The organism is Amycolatopsis bartoniae, assembly GCF_014191255.1.
Taxonomy (GTDB): Bacteria; Actinomycetota; Actinomycetes; order Mycobacteriales; family Pseudonocardiaceae; genus Amycolatopsis_E; species Amycolatopsis_E bartoniae.
In genome coordinates this window covers 96,116-116,463 of sequence record NZ_JACHWH010000006.1, presented here as the reverse complement: position 1 = coordinate 116,463, position 20,348 = coordinate 96,116, and the positions used below count along the sequence as shown (strand labels likewise).

The 20,348-nt window shown below is 73.4% G+C and carries 15 protein-coding genes and 1 pseudogene; 6 read left to right on the top strand and 10 right to left on the bottom strand.

Features of this window, described 5'->3' with window-relative positions; all coding sequences use genetic code 11:
* Positions 1-3 precede the first annotated feature (3 nt).
* Positions 4-927 carry a patatin-like phospholipase family protein gene (locus FHX82_RS25825; protein ID WP_145937322.1) on the bottom strand — a complete coding sequence of 308 codons (924 nt, stop codon included), beginning with the start codon at positions 925-927 and terminating at the stop codon, positions 4-6.
* Between the two features lie 93 nt (positions 928-1,020).
* Between FHX82_RS25825 and FHX82_RS25820 the strand changes: the two genes are divergently transcribed.
* Positions 1,021-2,382, top strand: a complete 1,362-nt coding sequence (locus FHX82_RS25820; protein WP_145937323.1) for a pyridoxal phosphate-dependent decarboxylase family protein — start codon at positions 1,021-1,023, stop codon at positions 2,380-2,382.
* Here FHX82_RS25820 and FHX82_RS25815 read toward each other — a convergent pair.
* The 3 genes from FHX82_RS25815 to FHX82_RS25805 are packed head-to-tail and all read right to left on the bottom strand — an operon-like array spanning position 2,375 to position 6,683.
* Positions 2,375-4,759: an ATP-binding protein gene (locus FHX82_RS25815; protein ID WP_145937324.1), complete on the bottom strand. Its 2,385-nt coding sequence runs from the start codon at positions 4,757-4,759 to the stop codon at positions 2,375-2,377. The two genes, FHX82_RS25820 and FHX82_RS25815, sit on opposite strands and share 8 nt — an antisense overlap.
* A 27-nt stretch (positions 4,760-4,786) precedes the next feature.
* Positions 4,787-5,536 (bottom strand): adenylate/guanylate cyclase domain-containing protein, encoded by a 750-nt coding sequence (locus tag FHX82_RS25810; RefSeq protein WP_145937325.1) that lies wholly within the window; start codon positions 5,534-5,536, stop codon positions 4,787-4,789.
* A 10-nt stretch (positions 5,537-5,546) separates the two neighbouring features.
* Complete coding sequence (locus tag FHX82_RS25805; protein WP_145937326.1) at positions 5,547-6,683, bottom strand: low temperature requirement protein A; 1,137 nt, start codon at positions 6,681-6,683, stop codon at positions 5,547-5,549.
* A gap of 51 nt (positions 6,684-6,734) precedes the next feature.
* On the opposite strand from FHX82_RS25805, the gene FHX82_RS25800 reads away from it, so the two are divergent.
* From FHX82_RS25800 to FHX82_RS25790, 3 genes are read left to right on the top strand one after another with little or no spacing between them, the layout of a single operon-like run.
* Positions 6,735-7,436: a FadR/GntR family transcriptional regulator gene (locus FHX82_RS25800; protein WP_145937327.1), complete on the top strand. Its 702-nt coding sequence runs from the start codon at positions 6,735-6,737 to the stop codon at positions 7,434-7,436.
* Positions 7,433-8,350 (top strand): acetamidase/formamidase family protein, encoded by a 918-nt coding sequence (locus FHX82_RS25795; RefSeq protein ID WP_145937328.1) that lies wholly within the window; start codon positions 7,433-7,435, stop codon positions 8,348-8,350. Before FHX82_RS25800 ends, FHX82_RS25795 begins: the two co-directional genes overlap by 4 nt.
* Positions 8,351-8,366: 16 nt before the next feature.
* Positions 8,367-9,146, top strand: a complete 780-nt coding sequence (locus FHX82_RS25790; protein ID WP_145937329.1) for a VldE C-terminal domain-containing protein — start codon at positions 8,367-8,369, stop codon at positions 9,144-9,146.
* Between the two features lie 150 nt (positions 9,147-9,296).
* Here the strand turns inward: FHX82_RS25790 and FHX82_RS25785 are convergent, their stop codons facing one another.
* The 6 genes and pseudogenes from FHX82_RS25785 to FHX82_RS25765 all read right to left on the bottom strand — a co-directional run bounded on the left by FHX82_RS25785 (position 9,297) and on the right by FHX82_RS25765 (position 16,961).
* Positions 9,297-11,531, bottom strand: coding sequence for a transglycosylase domain-containing protein (locus tag FHX82_RS25785; protein ID WP_145937330.1), 2,235 nt, complete (start codon positions 11,529-11,531; stop codon positions 9,297-9,299).
* Positions 11,532-11,641: 110 nt separating this feature from the next.
* On the bottom strand, positions 11,642-12,862 hold the full coding sequence (gene fdhA / locus FHX82_RS25780) for a formaldehyde dehydrogenase, glutathione-independent (RefSeq protein WP_145937331.1): 1,221 nt from the start codon (positions 12,860-12,862) through the stop codon (positions 11,642-11,644).
* 310 nt (positions 12,863-13,172) lie between these two features.
* Positions 13,173-14,150 (bottom strand): chitinase, encoded by a 978-nt coding sequence (locus FHX82_RS25775; RefSeq protein WP_145937332.1) that lies wholly within the window; start codon positions 14,148-14,150, stop codon positions 13,173-13,175.
* A 12-nt stretch (positions 14,151-14,162) separates the two neighbouring features.
* Positions 14,163-14,504 (bottom strand): ricin-type beta-trefoil lectin domain protein, encoded by a 342-nt coding sequence (locus FHX82_RS37250; protein WP_229880239.1) that lies wholly within the window; start codon positions 14,502-14,504, stop codon positions 14,163-14,165.
* 155 nt (positions 14,505-14,659) lie between these two features.
* Positions 14,660-15,730: pseudogene (locus tag FHX82_RS37245) on the bottom strand (glycoside hydrolase family 30 protein); the annotation flags it as partial.
* Between the two features lie 442 nt (positions 15,731-16,172).
* Entirely contained in the window at positions 16,173-16,961 is a 789-nt protein-coding gene (locus tag FHX82_RS25765) for an SDR family NAD(P)-dependent oxidoreductase (RefSeq protein WP_145937333.1), read from the bottom strand.
* Positions 16,962-17,036: 75 nt separating this feature from the next.
* Between FHX82_RS25765 and FHX82_RS37820 the strand changes: the two genes are divergently transcribed.
* Complete coding sequence (locus FHX82_RS37820; protein ID WP_145937334.1) at positions 17,037-19,697, top strand: ATP-binding protein; 2,661 nt, start codon at positions 17,037-17,039, stop codon at positions 19,695-19,697.
* The gene (locus FHX82_RS25755; protein WP_145937335.1) at positions 19,694-20,329 is read left to right on the top strand and encodes a nitroreductase family protein; all 636 of its coding nucleotides are present in this window, start codon (positions 19,694-19,696) and stop codon (positions 20,327-20,329) included. The genes FHX82_RS37820 and FHX82_RS25755 overlap by 4 nt, the downstream gene beginning before the upstream one ends.
* The last annotated feature ends 19 nt before the right edge of the window (positions 20,330-20,348 follow it).

Below are 20,348 nucleotides of genomic sequence, written 5' to 3'. Positions count from 1 at the left end.
GAACTACGCGCCCGCCTCCAGCGCGGTCGCCATGGCCGCGGCACCGAGGTCGAACGACCGCCGCAACAGCGCCGGGTCGACGGCCAGGCGGGAGACGTCCGGCGCACCGGGCGGCACCAGCACCTGCGTGAGCGGGCCGGCGGCGGCCAGCTGCTCGTCGTCGGCGCGACGGCGCTCGGGCCGGCCCCGCCACGCCGGGAGCGCGGCCGGGGCCGTGCGGCGCAGGAACGCGGTGACCGCGAGGTTCTCCACGCGCGGGGGCGGGGTGGCGCGCTCGTCGGCGCGCCGGGTGCGCAGGACCAGCACGTGCGTGCAGCCGTCCCGGAGCGCGGTGCGGAACGGGATCGCCTCGGTGAGGCCGCCGTCGAGCAGCCGGTGCCCGGCGAGCCGGACCAGCGGGCCCGCCAGCAGCGGCAGCCCGGCGGAGCCGCGCAGGGCGAGCTTCAGCTCGTCACCGCTGTTCAGGTGCGGCGCGAGGTCGACCGCCTGCCCGGTGTCCGCGTCGGTGCCGATCGGGTGCAGCCGGACGGGGCTCTCCAGCACGCTCGCGAAGTCCAGCCCCGCCCACTGCTGGTACACCTGGTCCATCAGGAACTCCAGGTCGACCACCGGTTTGCGGCGCAGCAGCGCCCGCGGCCGGATCACGTTCGGCAGGACGTCGGGGTGCCACCAGAACGACGCGCCGTGCTCCGCCTTGCCCGACAGCAGCCACGCGGCGGTGATCGCGCCCATCGACGAGCCGTACACGTCGTCGAAGACCCCGGTCAGCCCCCGGCGTTCCAGCTCCACCGCCATGCCGCTGGAGTAGGTGCCGCGGCTGCCGCCCCCTTCGATCGCCAGTCCCAGCCGGTACGGGTCGGTGCGCGCCCCCGGCACGCTCCCCTCCGCCGCCCGCGCGCGGACCAGTTCCAGAACTGAAACATCCACGGCTGTGACACTATCCCGGCACAAAACGGGCTTTTCGCTCTCCAGTGGCACAACAGGGCATACCACCGGAGTTCCGCTCACTACATTTGGATCATGCCGCTTCGCGAACTGCTCCTCGCCGCCGCCGCCCGTGCCGCCGACCACCGGGAACGGGACGGGCGGGTGTTCCCCGAAACCGGTCCCGAAGCCGTCCGCGCCGCGCTCGGATCGTTGCCGGACGGCCCGTCGCCCGCGGAGGAGGTGGTCGACGAGCTGGTCCGGGTGGTCGAGCCCGCGCTCGTGGCGACCACCGGGCCGCGCTACTTCGGGTTCGTCATCGGCGGCGCCCTCGACGCGGCCACCGCGGCCGACGTCCTCGCCACCGGGTGGGACCAGAACGCCACCAACGCGACGTCCTCCCCCGCCGCCGCGGCGGTCGAAGAGGTCGCGGGCACCTGGCTCAAGGACCTGCTCGGCCTGCCCGCGGACGCCTCGGCCGGGTTCACCACGGGCGGGCAGGGCGCCAACACCGTCTGCCTCGCCGCCGCCCGGCACCACGTGCTCGCGCAGGCGGGCTGGGACGTGGAACGCGACGGGCTGGGCGGCGCCCCCCGGGTGCGGGTGCTCGCGAGCGCCGACCGGCACGTGACGATCGACCGGGCGCTGCGGCTGCTGGGTTTCGGCACCGCGGCGATCGTGCCGGTGCCGACGGACGACCAGGGCCGCACCGACGTCCGGGCCCTCGCGGCCGAACTGTCCGCTGTGGACGGTCCGGCGATCGTGTGCCTGCAGGCGGGGGACGTGAACACCGGCGCGTTCGACCGCTTCCCCGAAGCGATCGACGCCGCGCACGCGCACGGCGCCTGGGTGCACGTGGACGGCGCCGTCGGCCTGTGGGCCGCGGGGAGCCCGCGCACCCGGCACCTCACGGCCGGGATGGCGCGGGCCGACTCCTGGTCCACCGACGGGCACAAGTGGCTGAACGTCCCCTACGACGCGGGTTACGCGTTCTGCGCGCACCCCGCCGCCCACGCGGCCGCGATGGCCTACACCGCGGCGTACCTGACGGGGCAGGACGAGTTCCGGGCGCCGAGCGCGTACACGCTGGAGTCCTCGCGCCGGGCCCGCGGCTTCGCCACGTGGGCCGCGTTGCGCGAACTCGGCCGGTCGGGTGTCGCGGAGCTGGTCGACCGCTGTTGCGCGCTGGCGCGCCGGTTCGCCGGCCGGCTCGCCGCCGAGGGCGTCGAGATCGGCAACGACGTGGTGCTCAACCAGGTTCTCGCCTCGTTCGGCGACGACGAGCGGACCCGCCGCGTGCTCGCCGCCGTGCAACGCTCGGGTGAGTGCTGGATGGGCGGCACCACCTGGCACGGCAGGCAGTACGCGCGGATCTCGGTGTCGAACTGGCGCACCACCGAGGCCGACGTCGACCGCTCCGTCGCCGCCGTGCTCGCCGCGCTGCGCCAGGCTAGGTGAGGCGCGCGGCCAGCTCCCGCGCCCGGGCGGTGCCGAGCGCTTCGCACAGCGCCAGGGCTTCGCGGCGGTGCTCGGCGGCTTCGGTGGTCTCGGTGGTCCCGCCCCGGTGCGCCAGCAGCTCGGCCAGCTCCGCCAGCGCCTGCGCGCGTTCCCACCGGTTCAGCACCCCGGTGAAGACCGACAGCGCGAACCGCAGCGGGGCGAGCGCGTCGGCGTCGCGCCCCGCGCGGCGCCACGCGATCGCCTCGTGCAGCGCCGCGTCGGCCTCCTGCAACGGCAGGGCCGCGGCGGCGAACAACGCCCGCGCGTTCGCGAACGCCTCGCCCGCCTGCGGCCACTCCTCCAGCGCTTCGAGCGCCCGGCCGATCAGCTGGAGGGTGAACGAGCGGACCATCCGGTAGCTGTCCGGATCGGCCTGCTCCCGGGTCAGCTCCGCGTCCGCGAGCACCGCGCGGTGCACCGCGAGCCCTTCGCCCGCGCGGCCGACCGCGCACAGGATCTGGCCGAGCGCGTTGCGGATCGTGGCCTGCCCCAGCCAGAAACCCAGCTCGTCGGACATCGCCACGGCACGGCGGATGTGGTCCAGCCCCTCCGCGGACCGGCCCAGCCGCATCAGCACCGAGCCCAGGTACGCCAGCGCCCACGTCTGCTGCGGGCGGTCGCCGAGCTCGCCCGACAGCGCCAGCGCCTGTTCGAGCACCTCGCGGCCGGTTTCGTTGTCGCCCAGGCAGTAGTAGCGCACCCAGCCCAGCGAGTTGAGCATCGCCGCCTCCCGGGGGCGGTCGCCGAGGGCACGGGCGGCGGCCAGGCCCAGCTCGGCCACCTCGTCCCACGGCAGCTGCTGGATGCGCTCGTCGGAGAACCAGTGCAGCGCCTGCGCCAGGTCGAGCACCGCGCGCTGGTCGCCGGCGCGGGCCGCGTTGCGTTGCGCGGCCAGCCAGTTGCCCGCTTCCGCGTCGAGCCACGCGCCCGCCTCGTCACGGGAGGCGAAGCGGCCCGCCCGTTCGGCGCGGGCGACGGGCAGGAACAGCCCGCCCGCCTCGACGGCCGTGGTGATCAGGTGGTCCTGCACGCGGGCCCGTACCTCGCCCGCCTGCCGCGCGTCCTCCTCCGCCTCGAACCGCTCGGTGGCGTAGAGCCGGATCAGGTCGTGGTAGGTGTAACGGCCGGGCGTGACGGCGGGCACCAGGAGGTTGGCGTCGACCAGCTCGTCGAGGTGCGCCCGCACCTCGACCGCGGCGAGCCCGGTCGCCACCGCAGCCAGCTCGGCGCCGAAGTCCGGGCCGGACACCACGGCGGCGCGCCGGAAGACCAGCCGCGCGGCCGGGGAGAGCCGCCGGTGGGAGATCTCGAACGCGGGCCGCACCCCCAGGTCGCCGGCCGCCAGCGCGGCCAGGCGCGTCTGCTCGTCGCGCAGCTGCTCGACGAGGTACGCCAGCGACCAGTCGGGGCGGCTCGCGAGGCGGTTGCCCGCGATGCGCACCGCCAGCGGCAGGTGCCCGCACAGCTCGACCAGCTCGGCGGCGGGCTCGGGCTCGGCGGCCACCCGCTCGGCGCCGATGATCGACTCGACCAGCGCGGTCGCGTCGCCGGGCACCAGCGGGCTCAGCCGCAGCCACCGGGCCGACTCCAGCCCCGCCAGCGCGCGGCGGCACGTCACCAGCGTCAGGCACCCGGTGGTGACCGGCAGCAGCGGCCGGACCTGCGCCTCGTCGGCGGCGTTGTCGAGCACCACGAGCAGGCGGCGGCCCGCCAGCAGCGACCGGTAGAGCGCGGACTGCTCGCCGTCGGACGCGGGGATCTGCGCGGCGGGCACGCCGAGCGCGCGCAGCAGCGACTCCAGCGCCGCCCGCGGCGTCACCGGCTGGTCGTCCATCCCACGCAGGTCGAGCGACAGGAACCCGTGCGGAAAGCGCTTTCCGAGGCGGTGCGCGGCGGACTGGACCAGCGCGGTCTTGCCCACGCCGGGCTGCCCGACCACCGACACCACGACACCGCCCGGCGTGCGCGCGGCGTCGTCGGCGGCCTCGCTCAGCAGGTCCAGCTCCCGTGCGCGGCCCACGAGGTCCGCGACGGCGGGCGGCGGTGCCCCCAGCACCGCGCCGGCCGGAACCGGCTCCGGCGGGCGCCTGCGGCCTCCCCTGGCGGCGGCGAGGAACGCGGCGCGCTCGCCGCCGGCCAGCCCCAGCGCGTCCGCGAGGACCTCGGTCGAGCGCCGCTGCGCCGTCCGCGCGCGACCCCGCTCTAGGTTGCTCAGGGCGCGCACGCTGATGCCCGCGGCCTCGGCGAGCTCGGACTGCGTCAGCCCGGCCGAATGCCGGTGGCGCCGCAGCAGCTCCCCGAAGGCCGGGCCCGCGTCGTTTCCGCTCCCGTCCACGGCCGCACATTAAACCGGCCGCGTGGTTCACGCGTGCCGCGGCACCACCGAGAACACTTCGAGGTCCTTCGGCGTGCCCTTCGCGCGGAACCGGCGCCGCCGCCGCACGACGTAGCGCGCAGTGTCCACAGTGGCCAGTGCCGGACCGGACACCAGCACCTCACCGCCCGCCGCGGCCGCCGCCACCCTGGCCGCGACGTTCACGTCCACGCCCAGGTAGTCCCGCCCGACGCGGCGCGGGCGCCCGGTGTGCAGCCCGGTGCGCAGCTGCGGCCGGTAGCCGTCGAGGGTGATCGCGCTGACCGCCGTGCACGCCTCGGCCGCGGCCTCGATCGCGGCCCCGGTGTCGGCGAACACCGCCATCACGCCGTCGCCGAGGGACTTGACCACCTTGCCGCCGCGGCGGGTGACCACCGCTTCGGTGGCCGCCCCGACCTCCCGCAGCAGCCGCAGCACGGAGTCGTCCCCCGCTTCCAGCGCCCAGGTGGAGAACCCGACGAGGTCGGTGAACAGGATCGTCACGTCCCCGCCGGCGAGGCCGGGCCGGGAGAACGCCTGCCACACCTGCACCGCGGCGAGCCCCAGCTCGCGTACCGCGCTCGGCCGGTCCCCCGCCGCTTCCTCCAGCAGCCGCGCGACGCGGTCCGACGGGCGGTCCGACCCCGGCAGCGAGACCCACTCGGACCCCGGGGCCAGCCGCCGGACCGTGCGCGCCGCGCGGAGCGCGAGCCCGTGCCAGTCGGTGTCCCGCAGTGTCCGCCTCGGCTCCTCGCTCACGAGACAGACCCTACTGGCGCGTAGCGCGAACCCGCGTGATGATCCCCTGAAGCGCCAGTGCCGCGGCGAGCAACCAGACCGTCGCCCGCGGGCCGGTTTCCAGGCCGCCCGCCAGTCCCGGCAGGACCAGCACGGGCAGCACCACGGCGAGCGCCCACCACCACCGGCGGCCCGCGGCCAGTCCCGCGCCCGCGCCGATGACGCCGAGCGCGGCCACCGCGCCGCACACGAGCCAGCGCGTGCCGGGCGTCAGCTCGTCGTGCGCCACCAGGTCGCCGAGGCCACTGGCCAGCGCGGCCACGATGCCGGCGGTGAGGCAGTGCAGGGGCAGCATGAGCCGCGGCGGCAGGGCGTGCGCGCCGAGGAACGGGATACCGCCGAACCCGAGGCGCAGCGCCACCGCCCACAGCGCGGCCAGCAGGGCCAGCGCGCCGGTCGCGGTGCCGTAGAGCGGCGCCGTCCAGTGCCCGGCGCCGGCCAGCGCCTCGGTCACCACCAGCACGCCCTCGCCGAGCACGATGATCATGAACAGTCCGAGGCGCTCGCCGATGTGCGCGGGATCCAGGTGCACGAACTCCGGTACCGGCACGTCGCGTCGCCGGCCCTGCTGCCTGCGCTGGAAGCCTTCGACCATCCGCTCGCCCGCAACCGTGAACGTGAGCCACAGGTCGAACGCCAAGCCCAGCGCCCACAGCCCGTACCGCCAGGGGCCCTCGGCCCACAGCGACACGATCCACGGCACGACTCCGGTGCCGACCTGGACCACCGGCCAGTCGACGACCACCCGCAGCGACCCGCGCTGCTGCCACACGCGGTCGGCCAGCACGCGCACCAGGATGTAGGCGATGGCGAAGGGCCTGGCCCGTTCCCCGCCGACCTCGTCGACGGCGGCGGCCATGAACGCCAGCCCGAGCATCGCGCCGAGCACAGGCGCCACCCGCGCGTCGTCCCGCCGCACGTTGCCGTAGACGGTGAAGCACATCCACGCGGTCCAGAAAGCCAGGAAGCACACCACGTACAGCCCGGCGTCGGCCCAGGACGTGGTGGTGTGGACCAGGTGCGACAGCTGCGCGACCCCCGCCACCGCCACCAGGTCGAAGAACAGCTCCAGCCAGGACGCGTGCCGCTCCCCCGTCGCCTCGCTCACGGCGGCCAGTATCGCGGGCTGGCTCAGCCACTCCTTCACTAGGCTGGCGGGATGTCCGATCCGCTGCGCCCGGTGAGCCGCCCGCGGCTGTACGAGCAGGTCGTGGCACAGCTGCGGGCGTACGCCGACGCGGCCGGGCTCCGGAAGGGCGACCGGCTGCCCTCGGAGCGCGACCTCGCCGAGCGCCTGCAGATCAGCCGCGCCTCGCTCAAGCAGGCCATCGTGGTGCTGGAGGTGCAGGGGCTGGTCGAGATCCGCCACGGCGGCGGCACGTACCTGCGCACCGACAGCCTGCACCCGGAGCCGGTCGAGCGGCTCGTCGAACGGCGGCGGCGCCTGCCGGACGTGCTCGACGCGCGCGAAGCGGTGGAGACGAAACTCGCCGAGCTGGCCGCGCGGCGGCGCACCGAGGCCGACCTGGAGGAGATCGACGCGGCGCTGGCCGCGATGCACGCCGAGATCGAGCGCGGGGCCCCCGGCGAGGACGGCGACCGGCGGTTCCACGCGGCCGTCACCGCGGCGGCGCACAGCGAGCTGCTCGCGGACTTCATGACCAGGATCGCCGGGCAGATCGCCGAGACGCGGCACGAGTCGCTGCAGCAGCCCGACCGGCCGCAGCAGTCCCTCGCCCAGCACGCGGAGATCGCCGACGCGATCCGCGCCGGGAACCCCGAGGCGGCCGTCGAGGCGATGCGCACGCACCTGGACTCCGTGCGCCGGGTCCGTCTGCTCGACTGGGACCCGGAGTCGTGACCACCCACCGGCTCGACGCGGGCCCGGGCACGACGGCTGACGTGTTCAGCCGCCACACCCCCACCGCGCTGACGGTGGACCCCGGCGACACGGTGGTGGTCTCCTCCCTCGACGCACACGGCACCCTCGAACGCCACCGCGTGCCCGGCGACGTGCGGCCGAGGATGTTCGGGCAGCGGCGCGGGCACTGCCTCACCGGGCCGATCGACGTCCGCGGCGCCGATCCCGGCACGGTGCTCGCCGTGCGGTTCGCCGCGATCCGGCCCGGCGACTGGGGCTGGACGGTGGCCAAGACGAAGGACGACTGGCTCTCGCGGCGGCTCGGCGTCGCCGGTGAGCCACCGACGTGGCTGCTGTGGGAGCTCGACGGGAAAACGGGCACGAACAACCTGGGGCACACGGTGTCGCTCGCGCCGTTCCTCGGCGTCGTCGGCCTGCCCCCGGCCGCGCCGGGCGAGCACTCGACGATCCCGCCGCGGACCGAGGGCGGCGGGAACCTCGACTGCCGCGAGCTGGTCGCCGGGTCGGCGCTGTACCTGCCGGTCACGGTGCCCGGCGCGCACCTGCTACTCGGCGACGGGCACGCCGCGCAGGGCGACGGCGAGGTGGCCGGCACGGCCATCGAATGCCCGATGACCACCGAGGTCGTGCTCGACGTGCTGCCGCCCGGGCCCGTGCCGGGGGTGCACGCGGAGACCCCGGCCGGGCGGATCACGTTCGGCTTCGCGGAGCACCTGGACGACGCGATGGGTGACGCGCTCGCCGCGATGGTCACGTGGGTGCAGCACCTGCACGGCCTCGGCCGCGGTGCCGCGCTGGCGCTCGCGAGCGCGGTGGTGGACCTCCGGGTCACCCAGGTGGCGAACGAGACGTGGGGCGTGCACGCGGTGCTGCCGCCGGATGCGGTGCGCTGAACTGCTATAACGAGGCGTGCGGGTCGCTCGGTGGGGATGTCTGGTGCTCGTGCTCGCCGTGGTGCTGGGCGGCGTGACGTGGCTGGTGCTCGCGCTGCGCAAGCCGCCCCCGCCGTCGTGCGCGGCCGGGAGCTACAGCCTCTCGCCCGAACAGGCCCAGAACGCGGCGACGATCGCGGGTGTCGGGATCCGGGTGGGAATGCCCGCGCACGCGGTGACGGTGGCGCTGGCGACGGCGTTGCAGGAGTCGAAGCTGCAGAACCTCACGGGCGGGGACCGGGACTCGGCGGGGCTGTTCCAGCAGCGGCCGAGCCAGGGCTGGGGCACCTATGAGGAGGTCACGGACCCGGTCCACGCGGCGACGGCGTTCTACCAGCGGCTGAAAGCGCTGCCGGGGTGGGCGCAGCTGCCGGTGACGGAGGCGGCGCAGGAGGTCCAGCACTCGGGGGCGCCGGACGCGTACGCCCAGTGGGAGGACGAGGCGCGGGCGCTGGCGAGCGCGCTGACGGGCCTGACCCCGGGCGCGTTCACCTGCCGGAACCTCGTGCCGGACGCCCCGAAGGCGGACCTCGTGACCGTCGCGGACACCGAACTGGGCAGGGCGTCGTTCACCGGCAGCCACGATTCCGGGAGCGGCTGGGCGCTGGCCACGTGGCTCGTCGCGAACGCCACGCGGTTCGGCGTCGACACGGTGACCTTCAACGGCCAGCAGTGGACCGCGGACAGCGGCAAGTGGTCGCCGTCGGGCACCGCCGACGGGCGGCTGACGCTGCACCAGCGCTCCGCGGAGGGCTAGCCGGAGACGGCGTGACACGGCGGCACGGCGTGGCCCGTGCGGCATCGGTCAGCGCTGCCGCGAGCCGCTCCGCCCCAGCCGACGCCGGGCCATCACCGCCCGCGCTTCACTTCCGCCCCAAGCCGACGCCGGGCCACCACCGCCCCCGCTTCACTCCCTGATCGGTTTGTGGTGGGAGATCGAGGTGCGCGTCGGGTCCGCGTCGCAGGCTCCCGGGAAGCACGTCGGGAACGTGGGCGTGTTGTGCCCGGGTTTGGTCGGGAACGTGAACGTCGGGCTCGGCGGCTCGCTCGAGGTCTCCTGCGTCGAGCTCTCCGGCTCGGTGCTGCTCGGCGGCTCGGCCGTCGTCGTGGGCGTGGTCAGGTCCGGGGCCTGCGGGAACGACATCACCGGCTTGCCGTTGAGGTACGCGTCCATGTACGCCTGCCAGATGTAGCCCGGCTCCTCGCGGCCGTACACGTCGTAGCCGTGCTCCTTGCCCTTGCCGTTGTGGTAGTTGCCGTAGATCGGCGCGGGCTGCTTCTTGTTGCCGAACCACACCGCCGTCACCACCTGCGGCGTGTACCCGACCATCCAGGCCTCGGAGTTGTGCCCGGTGTCCTTGAACTGCGCCGTGCCCGTCTTCGACGCGTTCGGGCGCGAGCCGGACAGTCCGTCACCGGAGGAGGAGGCGATGTCGGTCATGGACGCGGTGACGATGGAGGCGATCGCGGAGTTCGTCGCCGCGTCCTGCGAAAACGCCTGCTTCGGCGCCGTCGTGAACCCGTAGATCGGGTTGCCGCTGTCGTCCGTCACGCGCGCGACCATGTGCAGCGGCACGTACATCCCGTTCGCGGCGAAGGTCGCGTACCCCTGCGCCTGGTCGATCGGGCGCACCGGGTACTGCCCGATGGAGATGCCGAGTTCCGTGGTGCCGGTACCCTTGCCCGTCTGCGGGTCGTCGTTCTGCAGCGAGTCGAACTGCGCGCCCAGGGACGTGGTGATCTGCTTCGGGATCCCGGCGTCCCAGGCGGCCTTGCGCACCGCCGAGACGCCGACGTCCGCGCCCATCCGGTAGAACACCGTGTTCACCGACTTCGTCATCGCGTCCTTGACAGTGATCTGCGGCGCGCCCTCACCGTCGGAGTTGTGCACCACCTGCCCGGCGATCGTCTGGTTGTCGCTGCCGTCGTAGACGGTGTCGAGCCCGATCTTGTCCGGCTGCTCGCGCACGCCGGCCGCGAGCACGTACGGCTTGAACGACGAACCCGGCTGCTGCGGCGTGGTCGCCAGGTCGTAGGAGGTCGAGCCGTCGCCGCCGTAGTAGGCGAGGATCTCGCCGGTCTGCGGGTTCGCCGACACCAGCGCGCTGCCCTCGTCGGGGTACTCGGTGTCGGCGGCCATGATCTTGCTGACCGACTGTTCCGCCTTCTGCTGCGCGTCGGGCTGGATCGTCAGGTAGATCTTCGCGCCGGACGCCGTCAGCGACTGCTCCGAGTAGCCCGCCTGCGCCAGTTCCGCGTACGCCTCGGACACGATGTACTGCCGGTCGCCGAGGTTCGAGCCGCCGTTCTTCGCCGCCGTCGCGACCGGCGTGGGGAACTGCGCCGACGCGAACTCCGCCTGCGTGATCCAGTGGTTGTCCAGCAGCCGCCCCATCACGTAGCTGTAGCGGCGCTGCTGGTACGCGGGATTGTCGGCCTGCCCCGGCAGCTGCACCAGCCCCGCGAGCAGCGCGGACTGCTCGACGGTCAGCTTCGAGACGTCCTCGTTGTAGTACGCCTTGGCCGCGGCGGAGATCCCGTACGCACCGCGTCCGAAGTAGACGGTGTTGAGGTACGCGGTGAGAATGTCCTGTTTGGAGTAGGTGCGGGTCATCTTGTACGACTCGACCATCTCCACGAACTTCCGCGAGAGCGTGGCCTCGTCGTTGCCGGTGGCCTTCTTGACGTACTCCTGCCCGATGGTCGAACCACCGCCGGTGCCGCCGGTGAGCCGGTTGTACACCGTGCGCAGGATCGCCTTGATGTCGAAGCCGGAGTTCGTCATGAAAGTCTCGTCCTCGGCCGCGATCTGCGCGTTCTTCATCGCCTGCGGGATCTGGTCCCACGTGACGACCGCGTGCGCGTCGGCGCTGGACTTGGTGTAGAGCGTGGAGCCGTCGGCGTAGTACAGCGTGACCGGCTGGTTCAGGCTCGCCGCCAGCGCGTTCGGGTCCGGCACGTCCACCATGAAGTAGCCGACGACGAACGCCGCGACCGGCACGAACATGCCCAGGCCCAGCAGCACGTACAGGGTACGCCGCACCCGCCGCCAGACGGTCTCGTGCCGCCGGCCGCGCTCCTGGTCCTGCCGCCGGACCGGGATCCGGGCCGGGCCCTGCCGGTAGCCGCCGCCGTAGTCCACCAAATCGACCTCCGCACCCCATCACGTGGCCGCCGGCGGATCGGTTCGGCGGCGGGCCGGAATTCCGCCCGCCACTTTAGCGGGCGGGCGGGATTCCGGGCCCGGTGCGGTCAGCCGCGGGTAAGCAGGCCGTGCGGGTCGAGCACGTACTTGCGGGCCGCGCCGCGGTCGAACTCCTCGTAGCCGCGTGGCGCCTCGGCCAGCGGGATGGGCGTCGCGTTGACCGCCTGGGCGATCTGCACGCGGTCGTGCAGGATCGCCATCATCAGCTGCCGGTGGTAGCGCATGACGGGGCACTGGCCGGTGGCGAACGAGTGCGACTTGGCCCAGCCGAGCCCGATCCGGATCGACAGCGAGCCCTCGCGGGCCGCCTCGTCGGCCGCGCCCGGGTCGCCCGTCACGTAGAGGCCGGGGATGCCCAGCGCGCCGCCCGCACGCGTCAGGTCCATGAGCGAGTTGAGCACCGTGGCCGGCTTCTCGGTCTCCGCGTCGCGGCCGTGCCCGCGCGCCTCGAACCCGACCGCGTCCACGCCGCAGTCGACCTCCGGCACCCCGAGGATGTCCGCGATCTGCTCCTTCGGGTCGCCCGCGGACACGTCGACCGTTTCGCACCCGAAGGACCGGGCCTGCGCGAGCCGTTCGGCGTTGAGGTCGCCGACGATGACCACCGCGGCGCCGAGCAGCTGCGCCGACGCGGCGGCGGCGAGGCCCACGGGCCCGGCGCCCGCGACGTACACCGTCGAGCCGACGCCGACCCCGGCGCTGACGCAGCCGTGGAACCCGGTCGGGAAGATGTCCGACAGCATGGCCAGGTCGAGGATCTTCTCCATCGCCCGGTCGCGGTCGGGGAACTTCAGCACGTTCCAGTCGGCGTAGGGCACCATGACGTACTCGGCCTGCCCGCCGACCCAGCCGCCCATGTCCACGTACCCGTAGGCCGAGCCGGGCCGGTCGGGGTTGACGTTCAGGCAGATGCCGGTCTTGCCCTCCTTGCAGTTGCGGCACCGGCCGCACGCGATGTTGAAGGGCACCGAGACGAGGTCGCCGACGTGCACGTACTCCACGTCCCGGCCCGTCTCCACCACCTCACCGGTGATCTCGTGCCCCAGCACCAGCCCCTCCGGAGCGGTGGTGCGGCCGCGGACCATGTGCTGGTCGCTGCCGCAGATGTTCGTCGCGACGTTCTTCAGTATCACGCCGTGGTGCACCTCGCGCCCCACGTTGTCCTTGTTCACCCCGGGACCGTCGTGCAGGACGAAGTCCGGGTAGTCGATGTCCTGGACCTCGACGGTGCCCTTGCCGACGTACGCGACTGCCTTGTTGCCCGCCATCGGTGCACCTCGTTTCGTCGTCGAACCGATGCCCCGCCATGCTAGCCCCGCGAAGCGGCCCCGGAAAGTCCACAGTGGACTTCCGGGGCCGTTACTTTCCGTGCCGGGAAGGGGTTATGGGTCAGTCACGAGAAGCGGCGGAGCCGCTTGCTGTGGGCCGTCAGCTCGCACCGCCGCGGGTTCTCAGGCGGCTTCTCGCGAGGACAGCTCGAACGTGGTGAATTGGCATTCATGAGTGAGAGATCCCGGAGTGAGAAGCCGCCTGAGGTTCCGCTACCCGCACCGCCACGCAGATCCTCACCAACAGTTTTCAGCCCGCGTACTTGGCGAAGACCTTGGTGTAGTCCCAGTTCGACTGGGAGACGCCCGAGCACGAGTCGGCGCCGCCCGAGCCGCAGGGGCGGTCGCGGTTGACCGACCAGAACGTCAGCCGCGCGAGGTGGTGGCTGTTGGCGTAGTTCAGGATGGTGGTGAAGTCCGCCACCGTGACCGTCTCGCTCTGGTCGGTGACGCCGTTCATCGACGAGATCCCGCTGTGCCGGTAGGCCGTGTCGTCGCTGTAGCCGTAGGCGCTCTTCAGCGCGTTCTTGAGCCCCTCGGCCGCCTTCGTGGTCAGGGTGCCCATGTTCTGCCCGGCGCCGCCGAAGTCGAACGGCATGATGGTCCACGCGTCGGCCGCGAAACCGCTGGAGGCGGCCCGGTTGATCAGGCTCGTGTCGGGCCCGGACTGGCCGGTGCCGATCGTGACGTAGATCTTGATCGACGGGTTGTTCGCGCGGATGGTCTTCAGCGCGTCGACGGTGCGCTGCTGCACGGTCGCGTTCGAGTAGGCGTCGGCCTCGATGTCGATGTCGATCGCCTTGAAGGAGAACGCGTTGATGACCTTCTGGTAGGCCCCGGCCAACGCGCTCGCGCTCGTGCACGACTGTTCGAGCTTGTTGCCGCTGTAGCCGCCGAACGACGGCACGACGTCACCACCGCCGCCCCGGATCGTGCTGATCGCCGAGCCGTCCACGCCGCCGGTCAGCGCCCGCTGCCCGTCCCACTGCGGGTTGCAGGTGCCGTTGGACAGCACGAACGCGAGGGTGAACCACCGGACGCCGGTCGCGTTCATCACCTCGGCCGGGTTCGGCGGGCTGCCCCAGCCCTCGTACAGGTAGGGCGCGACGGCCATGGGCGCGGCGGCGGCCTGCACGGGTGCCTCGGTCCGTGCCGTCGCCGGGGTGGCGAAGGGCGCGAGCGCGGCCAAGGCGAGCGCGCCGGCCGCGGCGAGGATCCTCTTGCGCATCGGGAACTCCTTTCAGGCGGGGACGGTCCACTTCTGGTTGCTGCCGCCGGTGCAGGTCCAGAGCTGCAGCCGGGTGCCGTTGGCCGAGCTCGGCCCGGTCGCGTCGACGCACTTGTTCGCGGCCGGGTTCACCACGTCGCGCGCGGTGCTCACCGCCCACTGCTGGTTCGCGGTGCCGCCGCAGTCCCACAGCTGCAGCTTCGCGCCATCCGCGGTCGACTGGCCGGTCACGTCGAGGCATTTGCCCAGCGCGCGCAGCGTGCCGTCGGCGGCGCGGGTCCACTGCTGCGCGACGCTGTTGTTGCAGTCGTAGAGCTGGACGGCGGTGCCGTTGGCGCTGTTGCCCCCGGCCACGTCGACGCACTTGCCGTCGAGGCCGGTGATCGGCCCGGTCGGCCCGGGCGAGGTCTGCCTGCCCGACCAGGTGAAGGTGGCCGAGGTGTGCGCGGGCAGGTCGAGGTGAACGACTGCGCGCCCCAGTTCACGCGGACGTTCTGCGTGCCGGTGGTGGTGTTGTACGCGACGAGCGCCTTCGAGCCGTCCGGGTTGCGCCACGCGACGTTGCGCACCGCGGAGTTGTCGTTGGAGTCGATGCGCACGGCACCGGGCTTGACGAACTTCGTCAGGTGCCCCATGTCGTAGTACTCGACGGTGTAGTCCACCTGCCCGCTGCGCGAGTCTCCGTTGTGGACGGTCACGAGCCCGGTGCAGGTGCCGCAGCCGCCGTAGTGCGGGCCCATGTTCTGGTCCACCGCGAGGCTCCACTTGACCACGCTGCGGCCCCAGTTGCGGGTGTAGTCGACGATGTCGGCCATGTCCTCGGCCTGCTGGTCGCTCACCCACGTGCCGCCGGAGTGCTCGGTGTCGTAGGCGTTCACCTGCGGGTACTGGTTGTGCACCGTGGTCTGCTGCGTGACGTCCCCGCCGTAGCCGTGCCACGCGATCCCGCCGAACAGCGGGTCGTTGCGGATCGTGGCGTCGTCGACGGTCGGCGCGCCGTAGCCGGCGTAGGTGTCCCAGTTCCAGTCGAGCGCGAGCACCTTCGTGGTCAGGTTCGCCGCGTGCAGCGCGGGCAGCAGGTTCGTCTCGGTGAAGTACCGCAGGCCCTCGCCGTTCCAGCTCATCGACGGGTAGCCCGCGCAGCAGGTCGGCTCGTTCTGCGCGGTCACGTAGTCGACGTGCAGCCCCTGCGCCGCGTACGCCTGCAGGTACTTGACGAAGTACTGAGCGTAGGCCGGGTAGTACTGCGCCTGCAGCCAGCCCTGGATGAGGCTGTCGTTGTCCTTCATCCAGGCCGGGGCGGTCCACGGCGTGCCCATGAGCTTGAGCGACGGGTTGAGCTGCTTGGCCTGCTTGGTCAGGGGGACGACGTCGGCGAGGTCGTGGCTGATCGAGAAGTTCGCCAGGCCCGGGTCGGTCTGCCCGGCGGCCACGTCGTCGTAGGAGTAGCCGAAGCGGGCGAGGTCCGAGGAACCCATGGGGTTGCGCAGGAAGCTCAGGCCGATCCCGGTGCCGGGGTCGAACAGCTTGCGCATCGTGTCGTCGCGGGTGGCCGGGGAAAGCGCGCCACTGGAGCTCATCAGCCAGGCCGCGGTGTCGGTGAACGACGCTCCGCCACCCTCGAAGGTCTGGAAAGTGGTGTTCTCGTTCACGGTGATCGTCTGACCGCCGCTGCCCGTGCCGGCGCTGAAGGAGACCGGGCTCTGCTGCTGCAGCCCACGGGTCACGTTCGTGCCGTGGGAGTCGTTCGTCGTGGTCAGCCAGACGTTGACGGTCTCCCCGGCGGCCTGCGCGGGGAGCGCGGTGAGGAACCCGGCCAGCACGGCCAGCACCGCGAGGAGGAGGGGACACGATCGGCGGAGGGACATCGGCGTCACCACCAGGCGCAGGGTTTGTTCGGGGTGACAACGAAGTATGCATGGTCTGGACCAACCAGACAAGGGGCCGGTTGGTGGGAACCCCACTGCCCGACGCGAGGCGGCCACCGCGGACGCGCGGCGGCCGCCTCGGGGGCGCCGGTGCTCAGCTCGGGAACATCCCGCTGGTCACGTTGACGAACGTGCCGGTGATCGCCCCGGCGGCGTCGGACGCCAGGAAGGCCGCGGTGGCCGCGACCTGCTCCAGCCGCGGCGACCTGCGCGTCATCCGCATCCCGTCGAGCTGCTGGACGAGACCTTGGAACGCGGCGTCGTCCATCTTCGGGGCGCCGCTGTGCGCGGCGATCTTCTCCGGCGACAGGGTTTCCGGCAGGCCCGCGGTCCAGATACCGACCACGCGCACGCCCTGCGGCCCCAGCTCGGCGGCGAGGTTGCGCACCAGCGTGTCGGTGGCCGCGTCGGCCGGTCCCGTGCCGCCCATCATCGGGCTGCCGTGCGCGGATCCGCTGTCCAGCGCGAGGATCACGCCCGAACCCTGCTTGACCATGTGCCGCGCGGCGGCGCGGGCGGTGACGAAGTTCGCGGTGAGCCGGGTCAGCACGGGGCGGGTGAAGTCGGCGGTGGTCATGTCCGCGAGCGGGATGCCCTGCAGGTCGCCGCCGGAGATGAGGTTGAACGACACGTCGATGCCGCCGGCCTGCTCGGCCACCGAGCGGGCGTGCTCGTCGACGGCGTTCTCGTCCAGCGCGTCGAAGACCGCGACCTCGGCCCGGCCGCCCGCGGCGGTGATCCCGTCGGCCACGGCCTCCAGTCTCTCCTGGGTCCGCCCGACCAGGAAGACGCGGGCGCCCTGGGCGGCGAAGGTGGTGGCGACGGCGGACCCGATGCCGCCGCCTGCCCCGTAGATGATGGCGTTCTTGCTGTTCAAGGTCATGCCGCAGACGGTACGGGCGCACCCGGGTACCGGAATCCGTACCGGCATCAGTACTTGCTTATGTAAGGTCACGCCATGCTGAGGGGGCGCGGAACCGAGCAGGCCGAGATCGAGGCGCTGCTGGGGTCCGCGCGCGCCGGGGTGAGTGGCGCGCTGGTGCTGCGGGGTGAGCCGGGCATCGGCAAGACCGCGCTGCTGCGGGAGGCCGTGGCGGACGCGGCCGGGATGCGGGTGCTGCGCAGCGCCGGCATCGAGTCCGAGGCAGAACTGCCGTTCGCGGGACTGCACCAGCTGCTGCGCGGCGAGCTGCACCGGCTCGGCGCGCTGCCCGCGCCGCAGCGGCGGGCGCTGTCGGGCGCGTTCGGGCTCGGCGATGCGGTTGGCGACCGGTTCATGGTCGGCGCGGGAGTGCTGTCGCTGCTGGCCGAGGTCGCCGAGGAGTCGCCGGTGCTGTGCGTGGTCGACGACGCGCACTGGCTCGACCGCGCCTCCGCCGAGGCGCTGCTGTTCGCCGCCCGGCGGCTGGACCGCGAAGGGGTGGCGGTCCTGCTCGCGGTGCGGGACTACGCGGAGGCCCTCACCGGCTCGGGTCTGCCGGAGCTGCACCTGTCCGGGCTCGACGACGAGAGCGCCGCCGCCCTGCTGGACGAGCGCCTGCCCGCGGAGCTGCGCGCGCGGCTGCTCACCGAGACCCGGGGAAACCCGTTGGCGCTGCGGGAACTGCCGTCCGTCGTCGCGGGTCACGGTCCCGGCCCGCTGCCGCTCACCGCCCGGGTGCTCGACGCCTTCCACCACCGGATCCGGTCCCTGCCCGGCGCGACCCGGACCCTGCTGCTGCTCGCGGCCGCCGACGACAGCGGCGAACCGGCGGCGATCCTGCGCGCGGGCGAGCGGCTCGGGGTGGGCGTCGCCGAGCTGGGCCCGGCCGAGGAGCAGCGGCTGGTCACGAACGAGCTGGCGTTCCGGCATCCGCTGATCCGTGCGGCGGTCTACCACGGCGCTCCCCTCGTCCAGCGGATCGCCGCGCACGAGGCGCTGGCCGCCGCCTACGCCGCGCGGGGCGACGAGGACCGCGAAGCGTGGCACCGGGCGGTCGCCGCACCCGGCGCGGACGAGCAGGTCGCGGACAAGCTCGCCCGGACGGCGCGGCGCGCGGAGGAGCGGCACGCGTACGCGGCGGCCGCGAGCGCGTACGAACGTGCCGCGCAGCTGAGCGAAACCAGTGTCGCCGCGGCACTACGGCTCACGTCCGCGTGCGAAGCGGCGATCCACAATGGACGGTTCGACTGGGCGCGGTCGCGTGCCGAGCGGGTCCTTCCCGACGTCGGGGACGGGCCGACGCGCGCCAGGCTCGCGGAGGTGCGGGCCGCCGCCGACTTCGCGCAGGGTTCCCTGTCGTCCGCGCACAAGCTGCTGCTGGAGCACGCGCCGTTGACACCGGAACCGGAGCGGGCGTTCTGGATGGTGCTGCGGGCGTTGCACGCGGGCTGGGCCGCGCCGGACGGGGCGCCGCTGCTGGCCGCCGCGCTCGACGGGTTCGACGCGCTCGCCCTCGCGCCGGACCACCCGCTGCGGTCGGTGGCGTGGCTGGCCCGCTGGGGTGCCGCGCCCGGCCTCGGCTGGGACACGGCGGGCTATCCCGATCTGGACGACGTGCTGGACCGGGCGCGGGTGGCCGCGCGCGAAGCCGGTCCGCGGGGGCTGATGGAGGTGGCGAGCCGGTCGTTCGTCGTGGGCCGCGACGACGTGTCGTGCGAGGTCTCGGCGGAGCTGGCCGGCACGGCGCGGGACACCGGCATGCCGTTCGCGCTGGCGCCCGGGCTCGGGCACCTCACGTTGACGCAGGTCCTGCTGGGGCGGCATCGCGACGCGCTGATCAGCGGCGACGAAGGGCTGCGCATCGCGCGTGACACCGGTCAGCCGCTGTGGACCAGCTACGTGCACGGCGCGCTCGCCTACCTCGCGGCGGTCGAGGGCGACGAGTCCCGGTCCCGCGAGCACGCCGAGGCGGCGGGCGCCGGGCAGGTCGGCTCGGCCTGGGCGCAGACCGCGCTCGCGCTGCTGGACCTGGGCCACGGGCGGCTGCGGGACGCGTTCGACCGCCTGCGGGACCTCGCCGGCGGCCCCCGCAGGCACCAGGGCGCGGTGCTGCGTTCGACCCCGGACCTCGTCGAGGCCGCCGTCCGGCTGGGGCGCGCGGACGAGGTGTCGGTCGCGGAGTTCGCGAGCTGGGCCGCGGCGCTGCGGGTGCCGTGGCTCGACGCGCTGGTCGCCCGCTGCCGGGCGCTGCTGGCGCCGGAGAACGAGGCGGAGCAGCACTACCGGCGGGCGCTGGAACCGGCGGGCCGCCCGTTCGACCGGGCGCGGACGGAGCTGCTGTACGGCGAGTGGCTGCGCCGGGGCCGCCGCAAGACGGAGGCGCGCTCGCAGTTGAGGTCGGCGCTGCGCACGTTCGAGGAGCTCGGTTCGGGGCCGTGGGCGGAGCGGGCACGCACGGAGCTGGGCGCCGCCGGGGAGGCGGTGGCGCAGGCGGCGCGGCCGGACGTGTTCGCGGCGCTGACCCCGCAGGAGCTGCAGATCACCCGGTTCGCGGCGCAGGGCCTGTCGAACCGGGACATCGCGGCGCGGCTGTACCTGAGCCCGCGGACGGTCGCCTACCACCTGTACAAGGCGTATCCCAAGCTCGGTGTCACCTCGCGGGCGGAGCTGGGCGGGCTGGGAGTATCGGGGGTATGACACCTGAAGAGCTGCTGACCACCACTCGTACCGTCCGCAAGCGCCTCGACCTGACCCGCCCGGTGCCCGCCGAGCTGGTCGAGCGGGCGTTGACGATCGCGTTGCAGGCGCCGACCGGGTCGAACAGCCAGGGCTGGCACTGGATCGTGGTGACGGACGCCGGGCAGAAGGCGTCGCTGGCGGAGCTGTACCGGCGTTCGTACCGGGCGTACCGGGAGCACGGGCAGAGCCCGGAGGAGCGGTATCCCGGGGACGCCGAGCGCGTCGCGGTGCAGCACCGGGTGCGCAGCAGTTCGGACCACCTGGCGGAGCACATGCAGGACGTGCCGGTGCTGGTCGTCCCGGCGATCACCGTGCCCGGTGGTGAGCTGGCGGCGGGGAACCAGGCGGGGCTGTGGGGTTCGATCCTGCCGGCGGTGTGGAACTACATGCTGGCCGCGCGGCTCTTCGGGCTGGGGACGGCGTACACGACACTGCATCTGGCGTTCGAGAAGGAGGCGGCGGAGGTGCTGGGCCTGCCGGACGACATCCGCCAGGCGGCGCTGATCCCGACGGCGTACTACACGGGTTCGACGTTCAAGCCCGCTCCCCGGCAGCCGCTGGCGGAGGTGCTGCACCACGACCGCTGGTAGGGAATGCGCGGGGCGCCGG